Raw genomic sequence first — 20,133 nt, 5'->3', positions numbered from 1 at the left:
GATCTGTCTTTGTGCCGGAAGACAGGAGGCGACTCGTTGGAGACGACCAGCATAACGCATGTCGCTTCTGTGGTGGGGTGCAGTTGCCTGATTAGGGGTGGGCTAGAACTTCGGGAACGCGGGGGTGTAAGCCGTGATCATTGCGATCGGATCTTGGACGCCGACAGATCGCATCCAAGTCACGGCTTCCTCCTGATGATCTCCGCCGTTGCCCGGGCCAAGTAGCTGCCCGTAGCGGAACCGCGTGGCAGCGGCAAACAGGTTCATGTCTTGGGCCTGAAGGAGTTCGATCCCTTCGCGTAGTTGGGAGATCGCTCGCGATCGATCGCCTGTGATATAGCTCAATGCCGCGTACAGCGGCGCTGACATGGCGGCGGCATACGGGACGCGTTTGCGGTTCATCTTACGAAGAAAGAGTTCCGCGTCGCGTAGTAGTTTCGGATCTTCGGTTTGGTGAACGTAGCTTCCCAGGGCACTGCGGATGCGAAGTTCAGGGAGCACGACCGCGCAAACTTGTGCTTGCAGGATCAGGCTGCGTTTGAGGTCGTTCCATTCATTGACCATCCGTTCGTGTGCCTGAGCGTATTCGCCGGCGTAGAGGTGAACGCACGCGCCGCCCATCAATGCGGTCATGTTCTGAATGTTGTATTCCTTGCGAGACCACTGGGCGAGTGATTCGGCCAAACTCGCTCGAGCCGCGTCGACGTCCCCTGCGGTGAGATGGGATAACGGCGTCATGTACGAATTGAGATTCGCGGCGGTGGTTAAGTCACCGCGGTCGCGCACGTCTTCGAGAATCGTTGCCGAACGACGCGACATTTCGCCGAAACGACCTTCCCATGACATGCACCATAGCATGTAGGTGGCGGCTTGGCCGAGTTCCCAAGAGGTGCCGGTGCAGCGTTCGGTCAGGATGCTGCTGGCGCGGTCGCAGCGGGTGCTGCCGGTATGCCATCGGCCGGTTAAGAAACCGCATGCTCCTTCGGCCAGTTCGACCATCGCGTTGATGTAGGGCAACTCGAGTTGGGCGGCAATTTCGGCGGCTTGGTCAATCAGCTTGCGTGAATAACGCATTGCACCGACACCATCGTGAGCCGTGTAGACCGCTTCCCAGCACAACGCGCGAGCGATGCTGAACTGGTCACCGCTTTTGAGAGACAGTAACAGGTTCAGCGTTTGGAACGCGGGAGACACAACAATGTTCTTTGTCCCCATTCCAGCGGAAGCTGACCAAGTGACGTTGATCTTGTCTTTTTGATCGGCCGTGATCGCGGATTCGGTGCTGTATTGTGTGCCACGCACGCGGAGTTTCAAACGTCGCCACAGCAACAGCGCGAGAGCCTTTTTCTGTGAGTTGGGCAGCTGCATTCCGACGCGTCCGAGGACGCGACCGAGCACTTCACGGCCTTGGTCAAGGTGGCCGCCGGCACAAAGTTGGTAAGCGGCTTTTCGTTCCAGGTCGATCCGTGTCGCTCCATCGGATAACTCCGCAGCGATGAGGTACTGCGACGCGGAGGGATGCGGGCGCCCGGCGTTGGCGAGCGTGTCTCCGTATTTGGTGTACAGCGAACAGGCTGCCTCACCGTTCGGTGCGCGGGCGGTCAATGACAGTCGGTACAGGTTGGCTGCTCGGTCGAACGCAAGTGCGCGGGCGGATTCGTCCGCCGCGGATGCGTAAAACTTAGCCGCTTCTTCGTACTGATCCGATTTGTGGAGATGGACGGCGATGGTTTCCGTGTCTGCGCTGCGAGATTCCCTGAGTGTCTTGGCGAGCGAAGCGTGGCAGTTCTTACGATCGGGGCTCGGTAAATGCGAGACAACGCTTTCGCGGATCCGGTCGTGAAAGGTTTCGACTTGGTCGATGACACGTGGTCCGGTGCTGCGGATCAAACGTTCTCCGCGCAGGTTGCGGAGGGATGCAATTAACGGGGTGCGCGAGCCGACCGCAGCATGTGCGTCGCAGGCGGGAATGGGTTGTCCCGCTACCGAAATGATTTCCAACAATTTTCGGGACGCTTCGGGCAATTCCTTGATGCGATTCCAGAGCACATCGTCGAGGTTGAGTTCACGTGAATCGTTGCCGAGGTTGCTGCCCCCGGCAACGTATCCAACGAGTTCGTAAACGAATAAAGGGCTGCCCTGTGACTCGCGGATGATCCAATCGATCGAATCAGGGTTCGATGACGATGCGTGATTGAGCAGTTCTTCCGCTAACGCACGTGTTTCGTCTTTCGTTAACTCCGCGACGGGCAATTCGGTTTGTTGCAACGTCGGTCCGATCTGTTCGTCTAACGCGATCAAGCAGGGGCTCGAGACGATGTACTCGCTCCGGTAACTCAGAACGACCAACATCCTCGGCGCGTTGGCGGGTTGCAGCAATTCCGCGAGTAAGTACGCACTGTCGACATCGCCCCATTGCAAATCATCGATCGACAAGATGAGGTTGTTTTGACTGCTGATTGCCCGAAGTAATTGCGCCAGTGCATGGAAGGCCCGCCGACGCAGTTCACGAAGGTCAGGCACATTTGCGGCCGAAGGGTCTGCCGCTGCGATTAAGTCGACTCGCTGCAGCACAGGAAAGATGCGAGCCAACGCGGCAATGGAATCGGGTAACCATGACCTGACTTCAGCGGCGGGCAATTGCATCAGATAGCGAGCCAATGCGTCGATCAGGTTATCGACCGCTTTATACGGCACCGATTCTTGTTCATAACACCGACCAGATAGCACGACGGTGTCCGGATCGAACTGTACCTTGTCCAAGAAGTGTTGGACGAGGGCCGATTTGCCCGCTCCGGAACGTCCGTGAACACGGACCACCGCAGTGGAACCTTGTCGCGTTTGTTCAAACGCCCCTCGCAGTTTGGCAAGGTGCTCGACGCGTCCGACAAAGGGGAGTTCAACAGGGTGCGAGTTTTCAATCGACGCCTCTGCCGGGGGCTTGTCGGGCGACAGTCGGGCTGCAATCTCGGGCCCCGTCGGACGATCGTTAGGGTCTCGTCGCAAGAGATCGATGCAGAGGCTGTTGAGATCGTCGGGGACGCCCGGCATCAGATCCGACGGCGCGGGGGCGTCGAGGTTTTGCTTGTTGTAAAGCACTTCGTTTCGCGAGCCGTCGAACGGAAGTTGGCCCGTGATGGCTTGGAACAACATCACTCCGACGGCGTACCAATCGCTGCTCGTCGTCAACCGTCCCGCCGCCGCTTGCTCGGGCGCCATGTATTTGGCCGTTCCCGTAATCCGGCCACTGAGTGACTGATGGGAGAGGGGCTGCGGATCGTTCGATGACTCGGGGGCTTTTTCATCGTTCGGATCGGATCGGGGAATGCTGGCCAACTCCGCGACCAATCCGAAGTCTAACAAGACGACACGCCCATTTGCGCGGACGAATACATTTGCCGGTTTCAAGTCGCGGTGCAGATTTCCCGCATCATGTAGGGCACACACACCATCGACGAGTTGTCGCATCGCATCTCGAATGCGGTCGTAGATTTCATCGGGTAGGGGGGACGGTGTGGTTCGCGGAGGACAGCTCTCCCGCGATTCGCTGTCCGTATCTTCATGACACGCTTGCGTGTCCTGGCTAACCGGAGACGTAATTGGATCCAGGAAAGTTTCGTTGGAGCCTGAGGATTTGTCGCTGCCGGTTGGGGCGGAGTGGTTGATTGGAGGGGCACTGTCGTAGCGTTCGGTCATGCCAAACGCCAAACTCTTGATCGCGCGCACGTGCGTGTAGAAGTCGATTGCGTCTTCCGCCAGCTCCATGGTGAAGAACCAATGCTCACCGTCAGACTCCAGTTCATAGAGCGGCAGCAGGTTGGGGTGCACCAACTCAGCGAGCGAGCGGAATTCATTTTTAAAATGGTAGATCGATGACGGATCGATTTCTCGAATCGTCTTAAGGGCAACAAAGTCGCCTCGCTCACGATCGTAAGCTCGGTAAACGACGCCCATTCCGCCGCGGCCGATCACGCCCCTGAGTTCGTATCGTTTCGTTCCAAGAAACTCTTTCACTGGGAGCATGCGGGCAAGAAATATGGAAAGTGAAGGGATCGAATGATCGAATTGGGGGGAAACCCGCAGCTGAATCGTACCGGTTCAGAACCCCCTGCAGTGTACACTAGCTAGACACTAGTAAACAGCGTTTCACGAGAGCTGCAATGCCAACCTGAGCAACCGGTTGGATCAAACTGATCACGGTTCAGTCAATGGTTAATTGTTCGCGTTGGTGTAAGCGTGTTGCGAACGCAGCTTGGTAGCGTCATTGCCCTTTCGAACCGCCGCCGGACGGGATGCATGGGCAATTTGTGATTATTGAGATGTTCGGAGCTGGGTCTGCTCGCAGCGAACACGGTGTAGAAACCGTTGGGATCGTCTTGACGTCCAACCGCTGGTCCACGTACAGGGATGGAACGATCGCCCGATTCGATCGTGCTTTCCCAACCAAATGAACGGACTCAGAGCGGTTACCAATCAAATGAAGCGTCATATTCTTAGTACCGGATGCGTGCTCGCCCTCACTTTTGTCGTCTTGCAGGCCGGCTGTAGCAAGCAAGATGCGACGCAAGCGGTGGCGACCAACGCGAGTTCAACGGCGACCCGTCAGAACGCTCCGCAAGCCTCCGAGGCGGAAGCCGTTGTTAGCCATTTCCTAGATCGAATTCGCCGCGGTGGCGAAAACCATAATGCGATGGCATTGCTAACTGACCGGGCGCAATCCGAATTGAACCGAATCGGTCAAGTTGTCCAACCGATCGGGTCGCCTGACGCTCATTTCAAAATCACCCGCAGCACGCCGATGCCGGTCGACGAGACGGTTGCCGCCGAAGGTTTCACCGGACGATTGGTGCACTGCATTTGGACCGAACCGGCGGCTCTGAACGCCGCGGGAGCTCCCGTTTCTCCGCCACAGAGCTACCAAGTCGTGTGGTCGGTGGTGTTGCAGGACAACAATTGGAAGATTTCCGGTTTGATTCTCGAAATGAGTGCTGACGAGCCGCCGTTGGTTCTCGACTTCGAAAATGGTGAGCACATGGCGAAAATTCTCGGCGGCGAACCGAGCACCCAAACCGCTACCTCGCCCGCTTCCGCGGAAGCCAATCCGGTCCGCTGAGGTCGTCCCGAGGCGACGGATTCCAAATCGCCGCCATGTTTTTCGAATCATCCGGCACACCGGGCTGATCAGTGGTAGAAGCGTTGGTCGCAGGTGCCGATCAGGTCATGCGGCGGCGCGACCGCTCGAGAGCATATTTAGTTTTAACGGTAGCTACCGTCGCCAGACGGTGGCTCACGTTCAGGCGAACGTGCTACCTACTGAACGCCTACGTCTTTTTCTGAATGGCTAAAATGCCGTCTTTTGCGGCTCGATGACACGTTTTGCGGTGTCGCGAGTCGTTTCTTTTGGCCGCGATGCGAGGTGACGGCCGGTCGTCATCGAGATGGCCCACCCCAGTTCGCTTTGCTGCCGCATCCTGCCCAGCCGGATTGCGGGGATTGTTGTCGATTCGCAGCGGGCGTTCGGTGAAGAGCAATTCGAGGACTCAGAGCAGGGCTTTTGGGCGTGCTGAGTTGTCTAATTAGGAGGTTTGGGTAATTGACATCGGTGACGCTGAAGTTACTGTAGGCACGAATTGGGAGCAGAATCTCAGTGGTATTGCTGTCGTGCCGTCCACATCTTCCTCGTCGAGGGGAAGAAAAAGAAGCTGTTCCTGAGTTTGGACTCGTCCGCAGCGTGCGTTCGCGTCCCGTGACAGAAATCACAGAGGTGCTAGATAGCACTTCGTTTGTTTTGTGTGTGCGAACTCGGATCGCACCGAAAACTCCGAAACCTTTTGGGAGAATTAGATGACTCGGAATTTGGTGAAAGGAACGGCCGCCTTCGCATTGGTCATGGCCGCCACGTTGACGTTGAGCGCACCGGTACAAGCTGGTGGTCTGTTCAGCTCTCTTTTCGCAAAGAATGATTGTTGCCAGCCAACTCGTTGCGGTGGCGGTGGCTTGTTCGCCAAGCTGCGTGCTTTGAAGGCGAACGATTGCTGCGAGCCCGTTTGCTGCTGCGAACCAGCTCCTTGCTGCGAACCAGCTCCATGCTGCGAACCAGCCCCTTGCTGCGAACCAGCACCATGCTGCGAACCAGTGCCTTGCTGCGAGCCAGCCCCGGCTCCTTGTTGTGGCGAAGCCGTTGTTGAAGTAGCCGCTGGCTGCGGATGCGGTGGTTCGGCGACTGTTGAAGTAGGCGCTGGCTGCGGATGCGGAGGTTCGGCAACTGTTGAAGCTGGTGCTTCGGTCAGTAGCGAAGGTATCGAACTTGCTCCGGGTGAAACTCTTGTTCCTGGTAGCGTTGAGACGGTAGGTGGCGAATCGGCCGAGGCCGCAGCTCCTTCCGCACCTCCAGCTCCTTCGGCACCTCCAGCTCCAGCCGAAGCTCCAACTGCTGACGCAGCTCCGGCCGCTCCCGCTGCCGACGCCGCCCCTGACGCTCCTGCAGCTGATGCGGTACCGAGCAGCAGCGACGCTGAAGAAGCTGCACCGCCAGCTCCTCCAGCTCCAACACCAGATGCCGCAACCGACATCTAATCCCCACTCTCGTCATTCGAGAGCACACCAAAACGAAACCTCGCGTGATGAGATTCACGCGAGGTTTTTTTGTTGGGATTGATAAGTCGGGTTTAGTTTGGCGATGGCAACCGATGAGCTCGAGAGGCATCCAAATCACGCCGTTGCTTTGTCACGAAACGCGTCAGATGAGCTGATCCCCAAGTGTCCTGTAGCCGTCGTCGGACGGGGTGGGCAAAACCTCACTAACTTCCGGCATTTCGGATAGCCAATTGACGGTTGTTAATGAGGCGATGCCGGGGCGTTTCTCAGGCCGCGGTCCGAGGTTTACGGCCCACGAAAAGCGCGAGCAAGAAAGCGACGAGGGCGGCTACGGCGAAGGCCATCGTCTTTTGACCCCAGGCTTGCTTCCTCATTTCGATCGTCCGGTATTCCAGCGGATTGGGAATGTCGACGCCATATTTCGTGATGTCTTCGAATTCGCGAATCATCTGCGCCGCGTTGGCTTGGGCGTACGACTCTTCGAGCATTTCCAAGTGCCGTTCGGTGGTCAGTGGGACTTCGATATTGGACCAATTGACGCCACAAAATGCGGCACCAAGGAGGCTCAGCAGGCATACCAGACCGAGTGCCGCGAAAGCCATTGAACGCCCCCCCGAGAGGCCCGCAGCGGTCGATGCGGCGCGTTCTTGGGGGCTCGGTTCGGCGGTGGGTAGGCTTCGCAATTCGCCGAGTTTGGGGACCTGGATGGTTCCCTGACATGCTGAGCATTCGATCTGCCCGCCCGCTTTGGCCGTTGACACCTGGTTGGCCGTCTCACAGTGGGGGCATGTCAATTGATACATCGTCGGGCCTGAACAAAATCGAGAAAGAAGGAGTAAGTAATGAAGGTAAGTTGAACTGGAAGGTCGATCGTCCCCCCCGGATACGCTCACAATTCGTGTGCTGCACGGGTAGACCAGTCGCTCCGACAGACTAACATTGCCGTGTGCTGAGGTTAACACACGACCAGTCGCTCCCGTCAGGTGTCCGCATTGCGGGGATTTGGCCGGACATTCACCGATGATTCGCGACAACCACCACAACGAACTATCGTTCGTCTTCGCAACCCAACGGGATTGGGTTCGCGCCACCCTACGGTGCGTGGTTCCTCAGATTAGCCAGGATGGTATTTGAAGACCGACCGTTGGTTGCATCAGAAGGTGCAATTGACGCTCGAACATCCACATCCACACTCGGATGAGGGGGTAAGGTTTTCAAGAAAAAGGGTCGTTTTCTCCGTCCGCTTCGTCCGTCGAAGCAAGTTATCCATAGGGCTATCATTCTATCAAATCGAAGGCACAGCTTTCGGAGATGTTACGTTCGGCAAGATCGGGGAATTTAGCCAATCGGAATGTTTTTCCAATTGAGGAGGTCGTTCCGGCGGGCTCGCATGTGGGTGCTAGATTGACAGTACCAGAAGATTGATTAACGAAACGCAATAAGAATTTAAAGGCAAGATGATCCGTGTTGATGTGCTTCGCTTCGTCAACGCCAACAAACTGTCGCAACACGTCTCGTTTTGACGTTTCGTCGAATTACACTCGGACTCGATTAACCCGCACGTAGACAAAAAATAACGCAGAGTTCGTTTGCAAACGGCTCAACACGATTGGTGGACGAGTCCAGGTGGAATCCTGGCACGGATCCCTCAGCGATAAGAAATAGACACACAACCTTGAAGGAGTTGATACTTTGTTCGATCCGTTAATGGATGATTTTGACGATGTTTCGGCAACAAACACCGATGTCGTCTCAGGTGGCTTCCGTAAACTTCCTGTTGATGACAACGAGGACGACACGGGCGTTAACGTCAGTGACGTTGGCGACGGGCAGGTGCAGTTGGAGAGCCCCGATGAGTTGATCGCGATCGATGAATCGGAAACCTGGTCGGACGATCCTGTCCGCATGTACCTGACGCAAATGGGTGAGATCCCATTGCTGACGCGCCGCGAAGAGATCGAACTGGCAAAGCGGATCGAAGAGACCCGTCGACGCTTCCGCACGAAATTGCTCGAGAACCACTACGTTCTCGTCGAAGCGTACAAGACGCTCAAGAAAGTCTACCGCGGGCAGTTGCCGTTTGATCGCACCGTCCAGGTCAGCGTGACCGATCGTCTTGAGAAAGACCAGATCGTCGGCCGTTTGCCACACAACCTTCGTACCCTGCAAACCCTCCTGAGCCGTAACCGGCACGACTGGAAGGTTGCGATGAGCAAGAGCACGCCTGCACGTCGTCGTGCCGAAGCGTGGCGGGCTCTGGCACGTCGTCGTCGTCGCGCCGTTCGTTTGATCGAGGAACTCGGTCTGCGGACTCAGCGGATCGAGACTCGAATCGCGATGCTCGAAAAGTTTTCACGCCGTCTCGACGAGATCGACGCCCTGATCGCAGATCAAAAACGTACCAAGCATGGCCGCGAAGTTCGCGATCAGCTGCTGCATGAACGTCGTCAGATCTTGACCGCGTGCCAAGAAACACCGACGTCGCTGCGTAACCGATGCCAAATGCTCGGCCGTGTGTACAGCGAATACCAACAAGCCAAACGTGAACTGAGCGAAGGTAACTTGCGACTCGTCGTTTCGATCGCCAAAAAGTATCGCAACCGTGGTTTGTCGTTCCTCGATTTGATCCAAGAAGGCAACGCAGGTTTGATGCGGGCCGTTGACAAGTTCGAATATCGCCGTGGATTCAAGTTCTGCACCTATGCGACTTGGTGGATTCGTCAGGCGATCACCCGTGCGGTTGCCGATCAAAGCCGGACGATTCGGATTCCGGTTCACATGGTTGAAACGATGAGCCGCGTTCGCAACGTCGCTCGTGCGTTGTTGCAAGAACTCGGCCGCGAGCCTTCGATCGAAGAGACCGCCCGTTGTGCCGACGTGACGGTGGAAGAAGCCCGTCGTGTGCTCACGATGAGTCGATTCCCGATCTCGTTGGATCGCCCGGTCGGTAACAGTGAAGACAGCCAATTCGGTGACTTGCTCCCCGATGGAACCGCTGAGAGCCCGCAAATCGGTGCGACTCAGGAAATGCTTCGCCAGCGGATCACCGGTGTGCTGAAGTCGTTGTCCTATCGTGAGCGTGAGATCATTAAACTGCGTTACGGTTTGGGTGACGGTTACAGCTACACGCTCGAGGAAGTTGGCCATATCTTCAAGGTCACCCGCGAGCGGATCCGGCAAATCGAAGCCAAGGCGGTTCGTAAGCTTCAGCAGCCTAGCCGTAGCCAAGATTTGGTTGGGTTCTTGGATTAATGCCATCGATTGGCGAAGTTCTCCAGCAGGGCTGGCAGGTTCACCAGAGTGGCAATGTTCCCGCCGCGATGCAGTTGTATCGCGGCGTTTTAGCTCAAATTCCAAACTCCGCCGAAGCGTGGGTTTATCTTGGGATCGCCCAATTTGATCTGAGGGATTTCGCCGGTTCGATCGAGTCGTACCGGCGAGCCTTGGAGATCAAAAGCCAATTCCCCATCGCGTGGAACAACCTCGGCAACTCGTTGAGGATGCGGGGTGAAATTGACGAAGCCGAGCAGTGCTTCGCGAAAGCTCTCGACCTGCAGCCGGGATATCTTTCGGCGCTGAAAAATCGCGGCACGCTGTGGGTGTGGAATGGCGATGTCGAACGTGGGCTGCAGTGGTATGCGCGTGGTTTGGAGATCGATCCGAATAACGCGGAGCTGCACCGTAACCTCGGCGTGATCTCGTTGCTGATGGGCGATTACCGCCGTGGGTTTGAAGAGTTTCGATGGCGATGGCGAATGCCTGGTGTGGCACGGTCCGCCGTCACCGAGGCATGGCGAGCGACCGGGATTCATGTTCCCGTGTGGACCGGCCAGTCGCTCGAAAACCGAGTCGTGGTGATCTATCCCGAGCAGGGCCTCGGCGACGCAATCCATTTCATCCGCGTCGCGGCGGCATTGAAAGCGGGCGGCGCGACCGTGATCGTGACTTGCAGTGAAAAGCTCATTCCGCTGTTTTCCTCAGCCCCGGGCATCGACGAATTCGTCGCGGAGGTGGTCCCGGCGGATCGTGGAGGCGATGTCTTGGCGGCGGGAATGTCGATGTTGCATGGCAGCATGACTCAGGCAGACTACCAGGGATCGTTTCTGGAAATACTCGACGGTTTGTATCAGCGCGATCAAACCATGTACTTCGGCGAGTCGTTGTTCCAAGGTGATGCCGCTCAGGTCGCGAGTTCGAATCCATCGCGTGTGCCGGGCTATCTCAATGTTTCGGATACGGCGATTGGCAAGTGGGCCGATTGGCTGACCTCGGCGCGTGCATCAGCGTCGCAAACGGGCGATGCGCTTGCCAAGCCGATCATCGGGATCAATTGGCAGGGGAACCGTGAACACCACGCCGACGTTTATCGCAGCGTGGAGTTGGAAGTGCTCAGGCCGATTGTCGAGTCGGGTGAGTTTGATGTCGTCAATATGCAGTTCGGCCATGGCATCGAGCAATTGGATCAAGTCGATTTCTCAGACTCGATCATCCGGTTGCCAGAAACGCTCGACCAATCGACGGGGCAATTCATGGATACCGCCGCGGTCCTGTGCAACCTCGACGCGATCGTCACCACGGACACCGCCATCGCCCACTTAGCCGGAGCCCTCGGCGTGCGAACGCACTTATTGCTTGGCCGCGTGCCGGATTGGCGATGGCTGATGAGTGGCGTGTCGACGGCGTGGTACCCCAACACCGTGATCAGTCGCCAATCCGAGTTTGGTAATTGGGCCGAACCGGTTCACCGGATCAAAGATCGACTGCTGGCGTAGGCTCGCCGAGGCGAGGGTCGGTGGCGAAACCGATTGCGATTTCCAGTGCTGGCTCCAAACGAGGCCAGGGACGAAGAACCACCGGTTCCTCGCCCCTGTCATTGGGCGTCATGTTAGGTTGCTCGCGTGCTCACGCGAACGGTTGTCGCTTAGGCCGCTTTGAGTGGGCGGTGGTCCGCAGCGAATTCGATCCATTCAGTAACCTCTTCGAGGTCAGGTGCTTTGCCACCACGAACGATCCGCTTGCCTTCGTTTGAGTTGGCGATGGCTTCGACGGTGGCGAAAAGAGAAACTGGATCGCAATCAGCGAGTTCCTCTGGGGTGGTGACGCCTGCGGCGACGAGGAATTGAGCGTCATGGCCTCGCATCATTGGAACCCGGCAAACCAGCGTCGCTTGTTGTTGCCATTCCAGCACTGTCGACTCGTCGATACGACGATTTTTGAGTCCGGCGGCAACTTCGGCCGGATCGGCGTTGAGCAAGTCATCGACCGTCTCGATGCCGATCTTGTTCAATCGTTCTGCCATGCGAGGACCGATCGATGGGGCGTCCACCACATCACTGGCCCGCTCAAGATAGAACTTGAGAACGCGTTCACTGGATTCGTTGCGTTCGCTCGAACGTGTGGTTTGCCGTTCGCTGTTTGTGGTTCGCTCACGATACTCTCGATCGTACGAACCATTTCGCGAAGACGAGTCCCGGTCTGTGCGAGTGGTGTCCGAGGCGACGGTGTGAATGCCCGAACGGTTGGAGCCGCGATGGTCCGAATCGCTTCGGCGAGTGCGGCGACTCTCACGTTCGCCGCGAGCCGATCGGCTGCGGTCAGATTCGCTTGATCGCTCGCGTCGTCGTCGGGAGTTGCGTTCGCCGCGATTACTTTCGCGATCAGACGAGTATGTGCCGGAGGAATGGCTCGATGAGCGACTCGATGAACCGTTGTCACTCGACCGATTTCCACGCGAAGTTCGGCTTGATCGTGAGGACGAATCGGTTCCTGAATTTCGGCTGTCGCCGCTGGCGTGTGCATCTCGGTCTCGTCCGCCGTCATAGTCGCGGGCGAGTTCGTCGAGGTCATCGACGATACGATCGGCACGACGTTCAACTTCGACTTCGTATCGTTCTTGGTCGAAGTCATCGTCGGTCAAGTAGACGTCGTCGTTCTCGACGTAGCGGGTGCGCGGCGTCGTTTTGTGTCGTGACGCTGTTTGAATGGTGTCGTCGCCGTCTTCACGGATGACGCGGGTGCGGACTCGGCGGCCTTCGACGGTGCGAGCCCGGGTGTGGGTGTGAACGCTTTGATTGGCCGATGCGATCCAGCTCGTGATGCGTGACAACTCGTAGCTCGTGCCGGACAACAGAATGCGTTGACCTCGTTCGGTCGCCAGGAATGTCTTGACGCGTTCGAGCAGATCGGTCGGGTGGATGGCGGCGAGTTGAGCCGGGTCGGTGATTCCGCACCCGACGAGGACGCGGGCATCAAAACCACGCAGTTGTGGGACACGGCACATCAACCGGCATTCGGCTTGCCAACGACGAACCGTCTTGGCATCGACACCGGCTAGGCCGAGCGTGTCGGCGAGACGGTTGCTGTCTTGGTTCATCAGGTGAGTGATGTGTGAAATGCCGATCCGACGCAGTCGTTGTGCGGCGACGGCGTCGATCGAAGGGGCGGCATCGATGGGGCTGTCGACCGTGAGGAAAAATGGCACGTCGTTCGTATCTGCCGGAGTGTTGTGCCGGGCGGTGAGGCTTTGAGAAACCATTTGGCCAGCGTTGCCGCTGCAAACTTCGTTGACGTTCGATGCGACCGGATACGTTGAGCTTTTGTCGGCGTAGTAGTAGCCGTCACGGTGTGCCGCACCAGCGCCCGGGGCGTCCGTTGCGGTGGCACAATACGATGCCTCGTCTCGCAGTCCGGCGCTTTCACGCCAGGCGTGATCAAATTCACGGTTGATCGAACCGGCATCCGCCCAGTCCATTGTTTCGTGGCCATTGGAGGCGGGGAGTCCGTCGACGTTGATCGTATGAGGGCCGGTGTAGCGATCGTTTCGTTCACCGTTGCGCCAAAGCGGTCGGTGTGGGTGGACGATTCGCTGCGTATGCAGTTGGAAGAAACGGGCACCGGATCGACGCAACACATCGGCGAGTGGGGCGTGCTCGGTCAACACGAGTACTTGGCGACCTGCCGCAGCGTAGTCTGCAAACGCCGATGCGATCGAATCACCGCAGAGTCCTTCGCGAGTCCAGTGCGAATACGCGTCCGCTTCTCTCGCGGGCACGTAGCCGTCTGTAGCTGCGGTTTGCGGCTCGCCAGCGGTGAATAGTTCGCGGTGTGTTTCGAGAACGAGCGGGATGGCGTGACCCATCCGTCCAAGCAATTCACCGGCGGCCATGCGAACGGCTAAGCAGGCAATTGCGCGGGTGGCGGCGGGAACGTTGCGTTCGTCAACGTTATCGATGGTGACGCCAATGCGGCGACCTTCGATGCGCCCGTTGGGTGCGCTGTCGCGATCCGCCGACGCGGTTTCGAGTGTTGTGTAGGGATCGACCGCAGTCGGGGAAACGGACCAAGTCACGACCCGATGACGTCCGCCCGAAAGTCGAATTAACCATCGGCTCGCGAGCTCGCAGAGTGATGATTCACGGCGCGCGACAGGGCGATGTCGGTTCAGCAGGCTGATCAGTTCGTCGCGGCGACGGCGAAGGCGAGCGATGTCGCCATAAGGCGTTGGAGCGACAGCCGGACGTGCACGCAGCGCGCGGATTCGAAGGTCGAGGTCACTGAGGCGTTGGTTGAAACGTGCGATTTCGGCATCCATCGAGCGAACTTCCGCACGCAGCGATTCGGACTGGCCCTGATCCAGACCGGTGTAGGTTCCGTAGGTTGATCCGATCGGGCTGTCGTAGATGCCCGTGCCGATCGGATAAGCGCGGTCGACGATCGGAAGGTAACGTTGCGAATGGCGAAGCGTCGCGGTTTGGTCGAGCACGCGGCGAAGTTCACTCTCGATGCTCGCAAGCTCTTCGTTGGCGGAACGGCGTTCGTTGACCCAGTCGAGCTGATGACCCGAAAGGCCGGTGAAATCACGATTCGAATTGGTGTGCTGTGCGGCGAGCGATTCCACGACACGGCGACGCTGCAACATCAGATGATCGAGCGAACGGGTCAATTCCACAACGATCGCGTCCAGGTGCGCGGTGTTGAAGAAGTCTCGTTGGCGGAGTTGGTTGCGGACGCGGCGGAGTGATTCTTCAATGAATCCAGCTCGTTCGCTTTCATGGAGCCACGTGTAAGGGTCCGATGGGCGGGAGTCGACTGTCGATCCGGGAACGTCAAATCGCGACAACAACCAATCGAGGTGACGAGTGGTGGCTTCGATTCGCATCGCAAGGTCGTCGACCGGTCGTAGTGGTTGGTAGGCCCGGTCGTAGAAGTCGACCCACGGTCGATCGCTGCGGTAATGGTCCATCGCACGGACGAAGTGGTCGTAGCGTCGGCCCTGCATCCAACTGTCGTCGAGCCAATCGTATGATTCGGTGTACGGGGTGGTTGACCGCATCGTTGTGCCGATCATCTCACGCAGTCCGCGGACGTCAGCGAGCACGCGGCGGAGCGAGACGATTTCACGATCGGCTTGGCGGATCTTATTTTGCAGGTGTTCCGTTGAGGTGGATTGCCAGTGACGTGGCAGCGTGTAGTCAGCACTGTATCGTGGTTGCACGTCGTAACCGGCAAACGGCACATCGACAGCCGAGCGGGCGTGGGACTGCGAATCGAGTTCGGCGATCCAGCGTTGGAGTTCCGCGGCGCGTGAACGCAGTGAGTCCGCACGCTGATGGAGAGCACGTAGTTGGGCGGTGTTTGCATCCCAGTTCGTGGAAGCGTACCGCGAGTCGATTGGTCCCCAAGGACTCGTGTAGTTTGCGACCGGGGCGCGGTAGCGACTACCGCGGATACGGATGGATTCTTCACGCCGGGCGATCAGTTCATCGCGGCGACGAACGCATTGGTCACGTTCGCGGGTGAGGCGATCGTAGTCGACATTGGTCAGGGGCGACGCGGCTTCCTCGGTTGGATTGCGATCGGCGAGGGCACTGAGTTTGCTGAGTTCCGCTTCGACGTCGGCGAGTTCGCTGCGGAGGGCGCGGCGTTGACGGTCGTCGCGATCACGGACGGGAGCGTCGGTGAATCCTTGCTGAGCGAATTGGGCGGTTTCGTTTTCGAACGGCAGGCGGGCAAGATCTTCGCGATCGAGACCTGCGGAAACGCACGAGGCGACGACTCGCGAGACGCTGCTTACGGTCGTGTCGACCATCACGCCATCGACGATCGACTCGGGGATTCGGATTCCGCCGAGGGTTCGCGATGCGAGCGAAGATCGATAGGCGGAGGCGGTTTGCGATGCGATCTCGGAGCCGTAGGCGTCACGGTGAATGGCGTTGGCGTGCGGACCGTCGAACCAACCTTCGGTGTATCCGTCCCAGATGCCTGCCGTTTCGCTGCGTGGTTCAAATTCAACGCTGCGGCGACCGCCAGGCGTGCCGTCTTGTTCGCGGCGGCAATGGATCCAGCCGTTGTTGTCGACCCACACGACGCGGCCTGCGGAACCACTGAGCATTCCTCTTGGGTATTCGCGGTCGATCAGCGAATCACGGATAAAGCGGCCGATGGCGGTCTTTCCAGACCCTGGAGCACCGACGAGCACGTTTAGGTGGTGAGAGAGGGGACCCAGTTCGACTCGGTTCAACGGGCCGTGACTGTCGATTTCAATGCGATCCAACAACATCGTGCTAACGCTCCATTCCTTGGGTGCGAGCGGTCGACGCCTAACAGGGGCCGACCGACAGTGGCGAGGGTTCTGGGCAGTCCTGCACAGAGCGGGTTCCCGCGCCGGGGTTATTTCCAGGGCGAACTTTAGTCGAAAGTGGGATTTTTCCGAAAGACCTAAATCGTGAAACTGGAACGGACCCGCAAGCCCTTGAGTTTCACGCGATTTCGCTGAAAAAAGGGCGTTTTCTTAGGTTAGAGGGACGCCGCGTCCCGTTGGTGGGGTGAACAAAAAGCAATTTTTTTTGCCCGGTCGAGAACGCCGTTCCGCCTTCAGGCTGGCGTTTCCACACACCGACTTAGCAACCCGACTCGGCTTATGTCGGACAGGGACCGCACCCCACGGTCGGTTTCGACGCGTGAGGGGTGTGGCACGCAGTAGTGCCGTGTCAGGTCTAGAGATGCAGAATGTCGTTGGCGAAGACAAAGATCATCAGCGCGAGCAGCGCCAATACACCCGCAAAAGTCAGTCGCATCTCCAACGCTTCGTCCAGTTTTTTACCTCGGATCGCTTCGGCGATGAGGAACAACATGTGACCGCCATCGAGAGCCGGGATCGGTAGGAAGTTCAGGATCGCGAGGTTCATGCTCAGCATTGTGAGGAACAACAGCTGGGCCGAGATGCCACGTTCGGCTTCGTAGCTCGCCATTTGTGCGATTCGAATCGGGCCGCCCAAGAATTTCGCTTGGACCTTGCCTGAAACCAACATTCCCAGGAAACGACCGACGTTTTCGAGTCCGCGGATGCCTTCGCGAAGACCGAGTGCCAGCGCGTTTCCGAATGAATCAGCGGTTTGGATCTGTTCAATTTCGCTGAAATTTAAGCCGCGTTCGTACCAGTCTCGGTCAGACGTTTGGACCTTCATGGCCGCTTCGATGACGGAGCCTTCAGGCGGACGCGTGGCTTTGACGAGGACTTCGGCGCCGACGGGCAGCACCTGGACCGTTTCCATTAACACACCCAGCGGCATGGTCGCGCCGAGTTCCCAGCCTTCGGTCAGTTTGACCATGGTGGGTTCGCCGAGTTGACGTGCGAGTGCTTCGCGGGCGGCTGGGTCAGGGAACCGAATTCGGACCTCTCGCACCTCATCACCGGGCTGCAGGTCGGTGTCGGTTTGAGTGACAGCTTGGATGGTTGTGGTCGGGTTGTAGGCCAATCCGAGCGGAGTGCTGGCCATCGATTCGCCGAGTTCGGAGACGGGCGGTTTGGTTTGGAACCCGTCATTCGGGATGATTGTGAGCGTTTTCGTTTCGGCTGAGTTGCCGCTGCCGCGTTCTACGGTGATTTCAACGGCCTCGCCCGCTGGCCAGGATTGCAGCAGCAACGTGTAGGCGTCGATGTCCTCATCGCCATTGATGGCGACGATCTGGTCACCGACTTTCATCCCTGCTTTATCGGCGGGGCCGTCCTTGATCATCGAGGTGATCTTTCCGATCCGGAAGCGGATACCAAAATCCTTTTCGGCTTGAGGTGGGAGCGTGACCGTGTGTTTTTCGCCATCACGCCGCACGAGAGTGATCTCAATCGGCTTGGTCGGTTGGCTGTAGAGTTGGTTCAGAAAGGGAGCGATCGGCATCATCGATTCAGGATCGGTTTCCCTGCCGTTCCAGGCGACAACCTTGGCACCGGCGTCATCGTCGGTCAGCGCGTTGGCAGCGACACTGCCCGGCATCGCGTAGATTGTTGGCAACAAGTTGGAGCTGATCGGGCCGTGAATGCCGATCATCCGCAGGCTCGGTTCGAGCGGGTGCGGTTGGGGCATCAGTGAATATTCGCGGGTCTCGGAGCCGTAGGAAAATCGCACGTCGATCGGCTCATCGGGCTTGTCCATGCCTTCGGTCATGATGGCCGTTTGCATTTTGGTGAAATGCATTTGGTCGTCGTCTTCGGAGTCAGCGATCGAGGTCACCAACCCGCCCGGTTGAACGCCCGCGGTCCAAGCTGCCCCGCCGGGGGTCACACCGCCGACGATCGCTGGGGTGTAGGGAACGCCGTAAAAGTAAGCGATCGCGGCGAACAGGATCCCGGTGATGACGTTCATCACGACGCCCGCGCTGATGATGATCATGCGTTGCCATACCGTTTTCGCGGGATAGCTGCGTGGATCGAGCTTGCCGGGCTCGTCGCCTTCACCACCTTCGCGGATCCGTTTGGCCTCTTCTTCGGCTTTGCGGGGATCGTCGTCTTGGCCGAGCATCTTGACGTAGCCGCCGAGCGGGATGATGCCGATGCCGTATTCGGTTTCACCGTAGGTGAATTTGCCTAGCGTTCGGGGGAATTTGATCGGGCCGATTTGCAACGGCACGTCGAACCCCACGTAGAACTTTTCGCATTTCACGCCGAAAAGTTTTGCGGCCAGGAAGTGACCGAGTTCGTGAACGAAAATGACCAATCCGATGCCGACGAGTACCTTCGTCCACAGCCAGGTTCCGCCCAACAGCGAGGCGAGGAAACCGGGTTCATCCGTGGCCGCCAAGAGTGTGGCGAGGCAGGAAAAATCAGACAGCAATGACATAAGTGGGGCTACGGCAAAAATCGGAAAGGCAAGAATTCAGGAGGGCGAAGTCAAACTACGACTACGCCACAGAAATGGTTTCGGCGAGTTGAGCGGCCCGTTTGCGGGACCAAGTGTCGAGTTCGAGCAACCGCGTGAGGCTCGGTGAAGTCTCGTGATTGTGGTCGAGGAGCGTCTGTTTGCACAAACGAGCGATGTCAGTAAAGCGAATTTTTCCGCTCAGGAACAGAGGAACCGCCGTTTCGTTAGCTCCATTGAGCACGACGCCGGCCGTTCCGCCAACCCGTGCGACTTCGAATCCGAGCTCCAAAGCTGGGAATCGCTCGTGGTCGACCGGGATCAGGCTCATGTCCCATCGCTGGGTGCGTTCGAGCGGCGGCGCCGGGCACGGCAGGCGATCGGGATACGTCAAAGCATACTGAATCGGCAGCCGCATGTCGGGTGGGCTGAGCTGCGCGATCACGCTGCCGTCTTCAAACTCGACGAGGGAATGGATAATCGATTGCGGATGAATCACGACTTCGATCCGATCAGCCGGCACATCGAACAACCATTTCGCTTCGATGATCTCAAGGCTCTTGTTCATCATCGTGGCTGAGTCGATCGTGATTTTCTCGCCCATGTCCCAAGTGGGATGGTTGAGCGCTTCTTTCGGCGTGGCGGCTTCCATCTCTTCCCGCGTCGAATCCAGGAAGGGGCCGCCGCTCGCGGTCAGAATCAGACGGCGGACACCGGGCAGCGAGTGATCGGCGGACCCGAATTCGATTCTTTGCGGGGCAGTTGTTGCCTCGGCCGGATTGATCGATGAAGTTGGCGGATTCTTGGGCTGCGATCGGTGCGCAGCCAGACAGCGTGCTTCGGCGAGGCACTGGTAGATCGCAGAATGCTCGCTGTCGATCGGAAGCAATTCCGATCCACTGCGAGCGGCCGCGGCGGTAACCACAGGGCCAGCGATTACCAGCGTTTCCTTGTTTGCCAGACCTACGCGTTTACCAGCTTCGACAGCCGCGAGGGTGGATTCCAGCCCCGCCCTACCCACGATCCCCGCCACGACGGTGTCGACATCCACATCGGTGGCCGCGCGAACCAAAGCGTCGGGCCCTACGTCGAGTTCGCAGTGCCGGGTCAACTGGTGGCGAGCGATTTCCTCGCGTGCGAGGGTGGCGTTTTGTTCATCAGAGACGACGATCGTTCGCGGCACCGGCTGCGCGGCGCGCGCCGACTCGACGAGCTTGTCGACTCGGCTATGTCCGGAAACCGAGAGCACCTCCCAGTTCTCGGTTGGCGCATGTTTCTGAAGACTAGCGACGACATCGAGCGTGGCCGCCCCGATGCTGCCGGTCGCTCCCAGGATCGCGATCCGGCGTCCGTCCCTCATTTTTCCACCTTGTTTATTTCTAACCAAAACCCTGTGCGGCCC

At 58.2% G+C, this 20,133-nt stretch carries 9 protein-coding genes; 3 read left to right on the top strand and 6 right to left on the bottom strand.

Annotated elements, in window-relative coordinates:
• Positions 1–102: 102 nt before the first annotated feature.
• Complete coding sequence (locus tag NB063_RS26040; protein WP_250931960.1) at positions 103–4,023, bottom strand: protein kinase domain-containing protein; 3,921 nt, start codon at positions 4,021–4,023, stop codon at positions 103–105.
• Positions 4,024–4,447: 424 nt separating this feature from the next.
• On the opposite strand from NB063_RS26040, the gene NB063_RS26035 reads away from it, so the two are divergent.
• A complete protein-coding gene (locus NB063_RS26035; protein ID WP_250931959.1) occupies positions 4,448–5,113 on the top strand; it encodes a hypothetical protein in 666 nt (221 codons plus the stop codon).
• Between the two features lie 825 nt (positions 5,114–5,938).
• On the opposite strand, the gene NB063_RS26030 is transcribed toward NB063_RS26035, so the two are convergent.
• The gene (locus NB063_RS26030; RefSeq protein ID WP_250931958.1) at positions 5,939–6,265 is read right to left on the bottom strand and encodes a hypothetical protein; all 327 of its coding nucleotides are present in this window, start codon (positions 6,263–6,265) and stop codon (positions 5,939–5,941) included.
• Positions 6,266–6,863: 598 nt separating this feature from the next.
• Positions 6,864–7,400: a hypothetical protein gene (locus tag NB063_RS26025; RefSeq protein ID WP_250931957.1), complete on the bottom strand. Its 537-nt coding sequence runs from the start codon at positions 7,398–7,400 to the stop codon at positions 6,864–6,866.
• Between the two features lie 889 nt (positions 7,401–8,289).
• On the opposite strand from NB063_RS26025, the gene NB063_RS26020 reads away from it, so the two are divergent.
• Positions 8,290–9,849: a sigma-70 family RNA polymerase sigma factor gene (locus NB063_RS26020; protein WP_250931956.1), complete on the top strand. Its 1,560-nt coding sequence runs from the start codon at positions 8,290–8,292 to the stop codon at positions 9,847–9,849.
• On the top strand, positions 9,849–11,369 hold the full coding sequence (locus NB063_RS26015; RefSeq protein WP_250931955.1) for a tetratricopeptide repeat protein: 1,521 nt from the start codon (positions 9,849–9,851) through the stop codon (positions 11,367–11,369). Before NB063_RS26020 ends, NB063_RS26015 begins: the two co-directional genes overlap by 1 nt.
• Before the next feature lie 149 nt (positions 11,370–11,518).
• Here the strand turns inward: NB063_RS26015 and NB063_RS26010 are convergent, their stop codons facing one another.
• The 3 genes from NB063_RS26010 to dxr form a co-directional block, all read right to left on the bottom strand.
• On the bottom strand, positions 11,519–16,156 hold the full coding sequence (locus tag NB063_RS26010) for a DUF4332 domain-containing protein (protein ID WP_250931954.1): 4,638 nt from the start codon (positions 16,154–16,156) through the stop codon (positions 11,519–11,521).
• Positions 16,157–16,592: 436 nt separating this feature from the next.
• Entirely contained in the window at positions 16,593–18,713 is a 2,121-nt protein-coding gene (locus tag NB063_RS26005; RefSeq protein ID WP_250931953.1) for a site-2 protease family protein, read from the bottom strand.
• Positions 18,714–18,774: 61 nt separating this feature from the next.
• Positions 18,775–20,091, bottom strand: a complete 1,317-nt coding sequence (gene dxr / locus NB063_RS26000; protein ID WP_250931952.1) for a 1-deoxy-D-xylulose-5-phosphate reductoisomerase — start codon at positions 20,089–20,091, stop codon at positions 18,775–18,777.
• Between the last annotated feature and the right edge of the window lie 42 nt (positions 20,092–20,133).

The organism is Aporhodopirellula aestuarii (assembly GCF_023701485.1).
Lineage (GTDB): Bacteria > Planctomycetota > Planctomycetia > Pirellulales > Pirellulaceae > Rhodopirellula > Rhodopirellula aestuarii.
The sequence above is the reverse complement of the archived record's forward strand: the minus strand, read 5'-3'. Positions and strand labels throughout refer to the sequence as shown.

Coding starts and splice junctions, on each gene's coding strand:
- NB063_RS26005 (WP_250931953.1), bottom strand. CDS start 18,713: ATGTCATTGCTGTCTGATTTTTCCTGCCTCGCCACACTCTTGGCGGCC.
- NB063_RS26035 (WP_250931959.1), top strand. CDS start 4,448: ATGAACGGACTCAGAGCGGTTACCAATCAAATGAAGCGTCATATTCTT.
- NB063_RS26010 (WP_250931954.1), bottom strand. CDS start 16,156: ATGTTGTTGGATCGCATTGAAATCGACAGTCACGGCCCGTTGAACCGA.
- NB063_RS26015 (WP_250931955.1), top strand. CDS start 9,849: ATGCCATCGATTGGCGAAGTTCTCCAGCAGGGCTGGCAGGTTCACCAG.
- NB063_RS26025 (WP_250931957.1), bottom strand. CDS start 7,400: ATGTATCAATTGACATGCCCCCACTGTGAGACGGCCAACCAGGTGTCA.
- NB063_RS26040 (WP_250931960.1), bottom strand. CDS start 4,023: ATGCTCCCAGTGAAAGAGTTTCTTGGAACGAAACGATACGAACTCAGG.
- dxr (WP_250931952.1), bottom strand. CDS start 20,091: ATGAGGGACGGACGCCGGATCGCGATCCTGGGAGCGACCGGCAGCATC.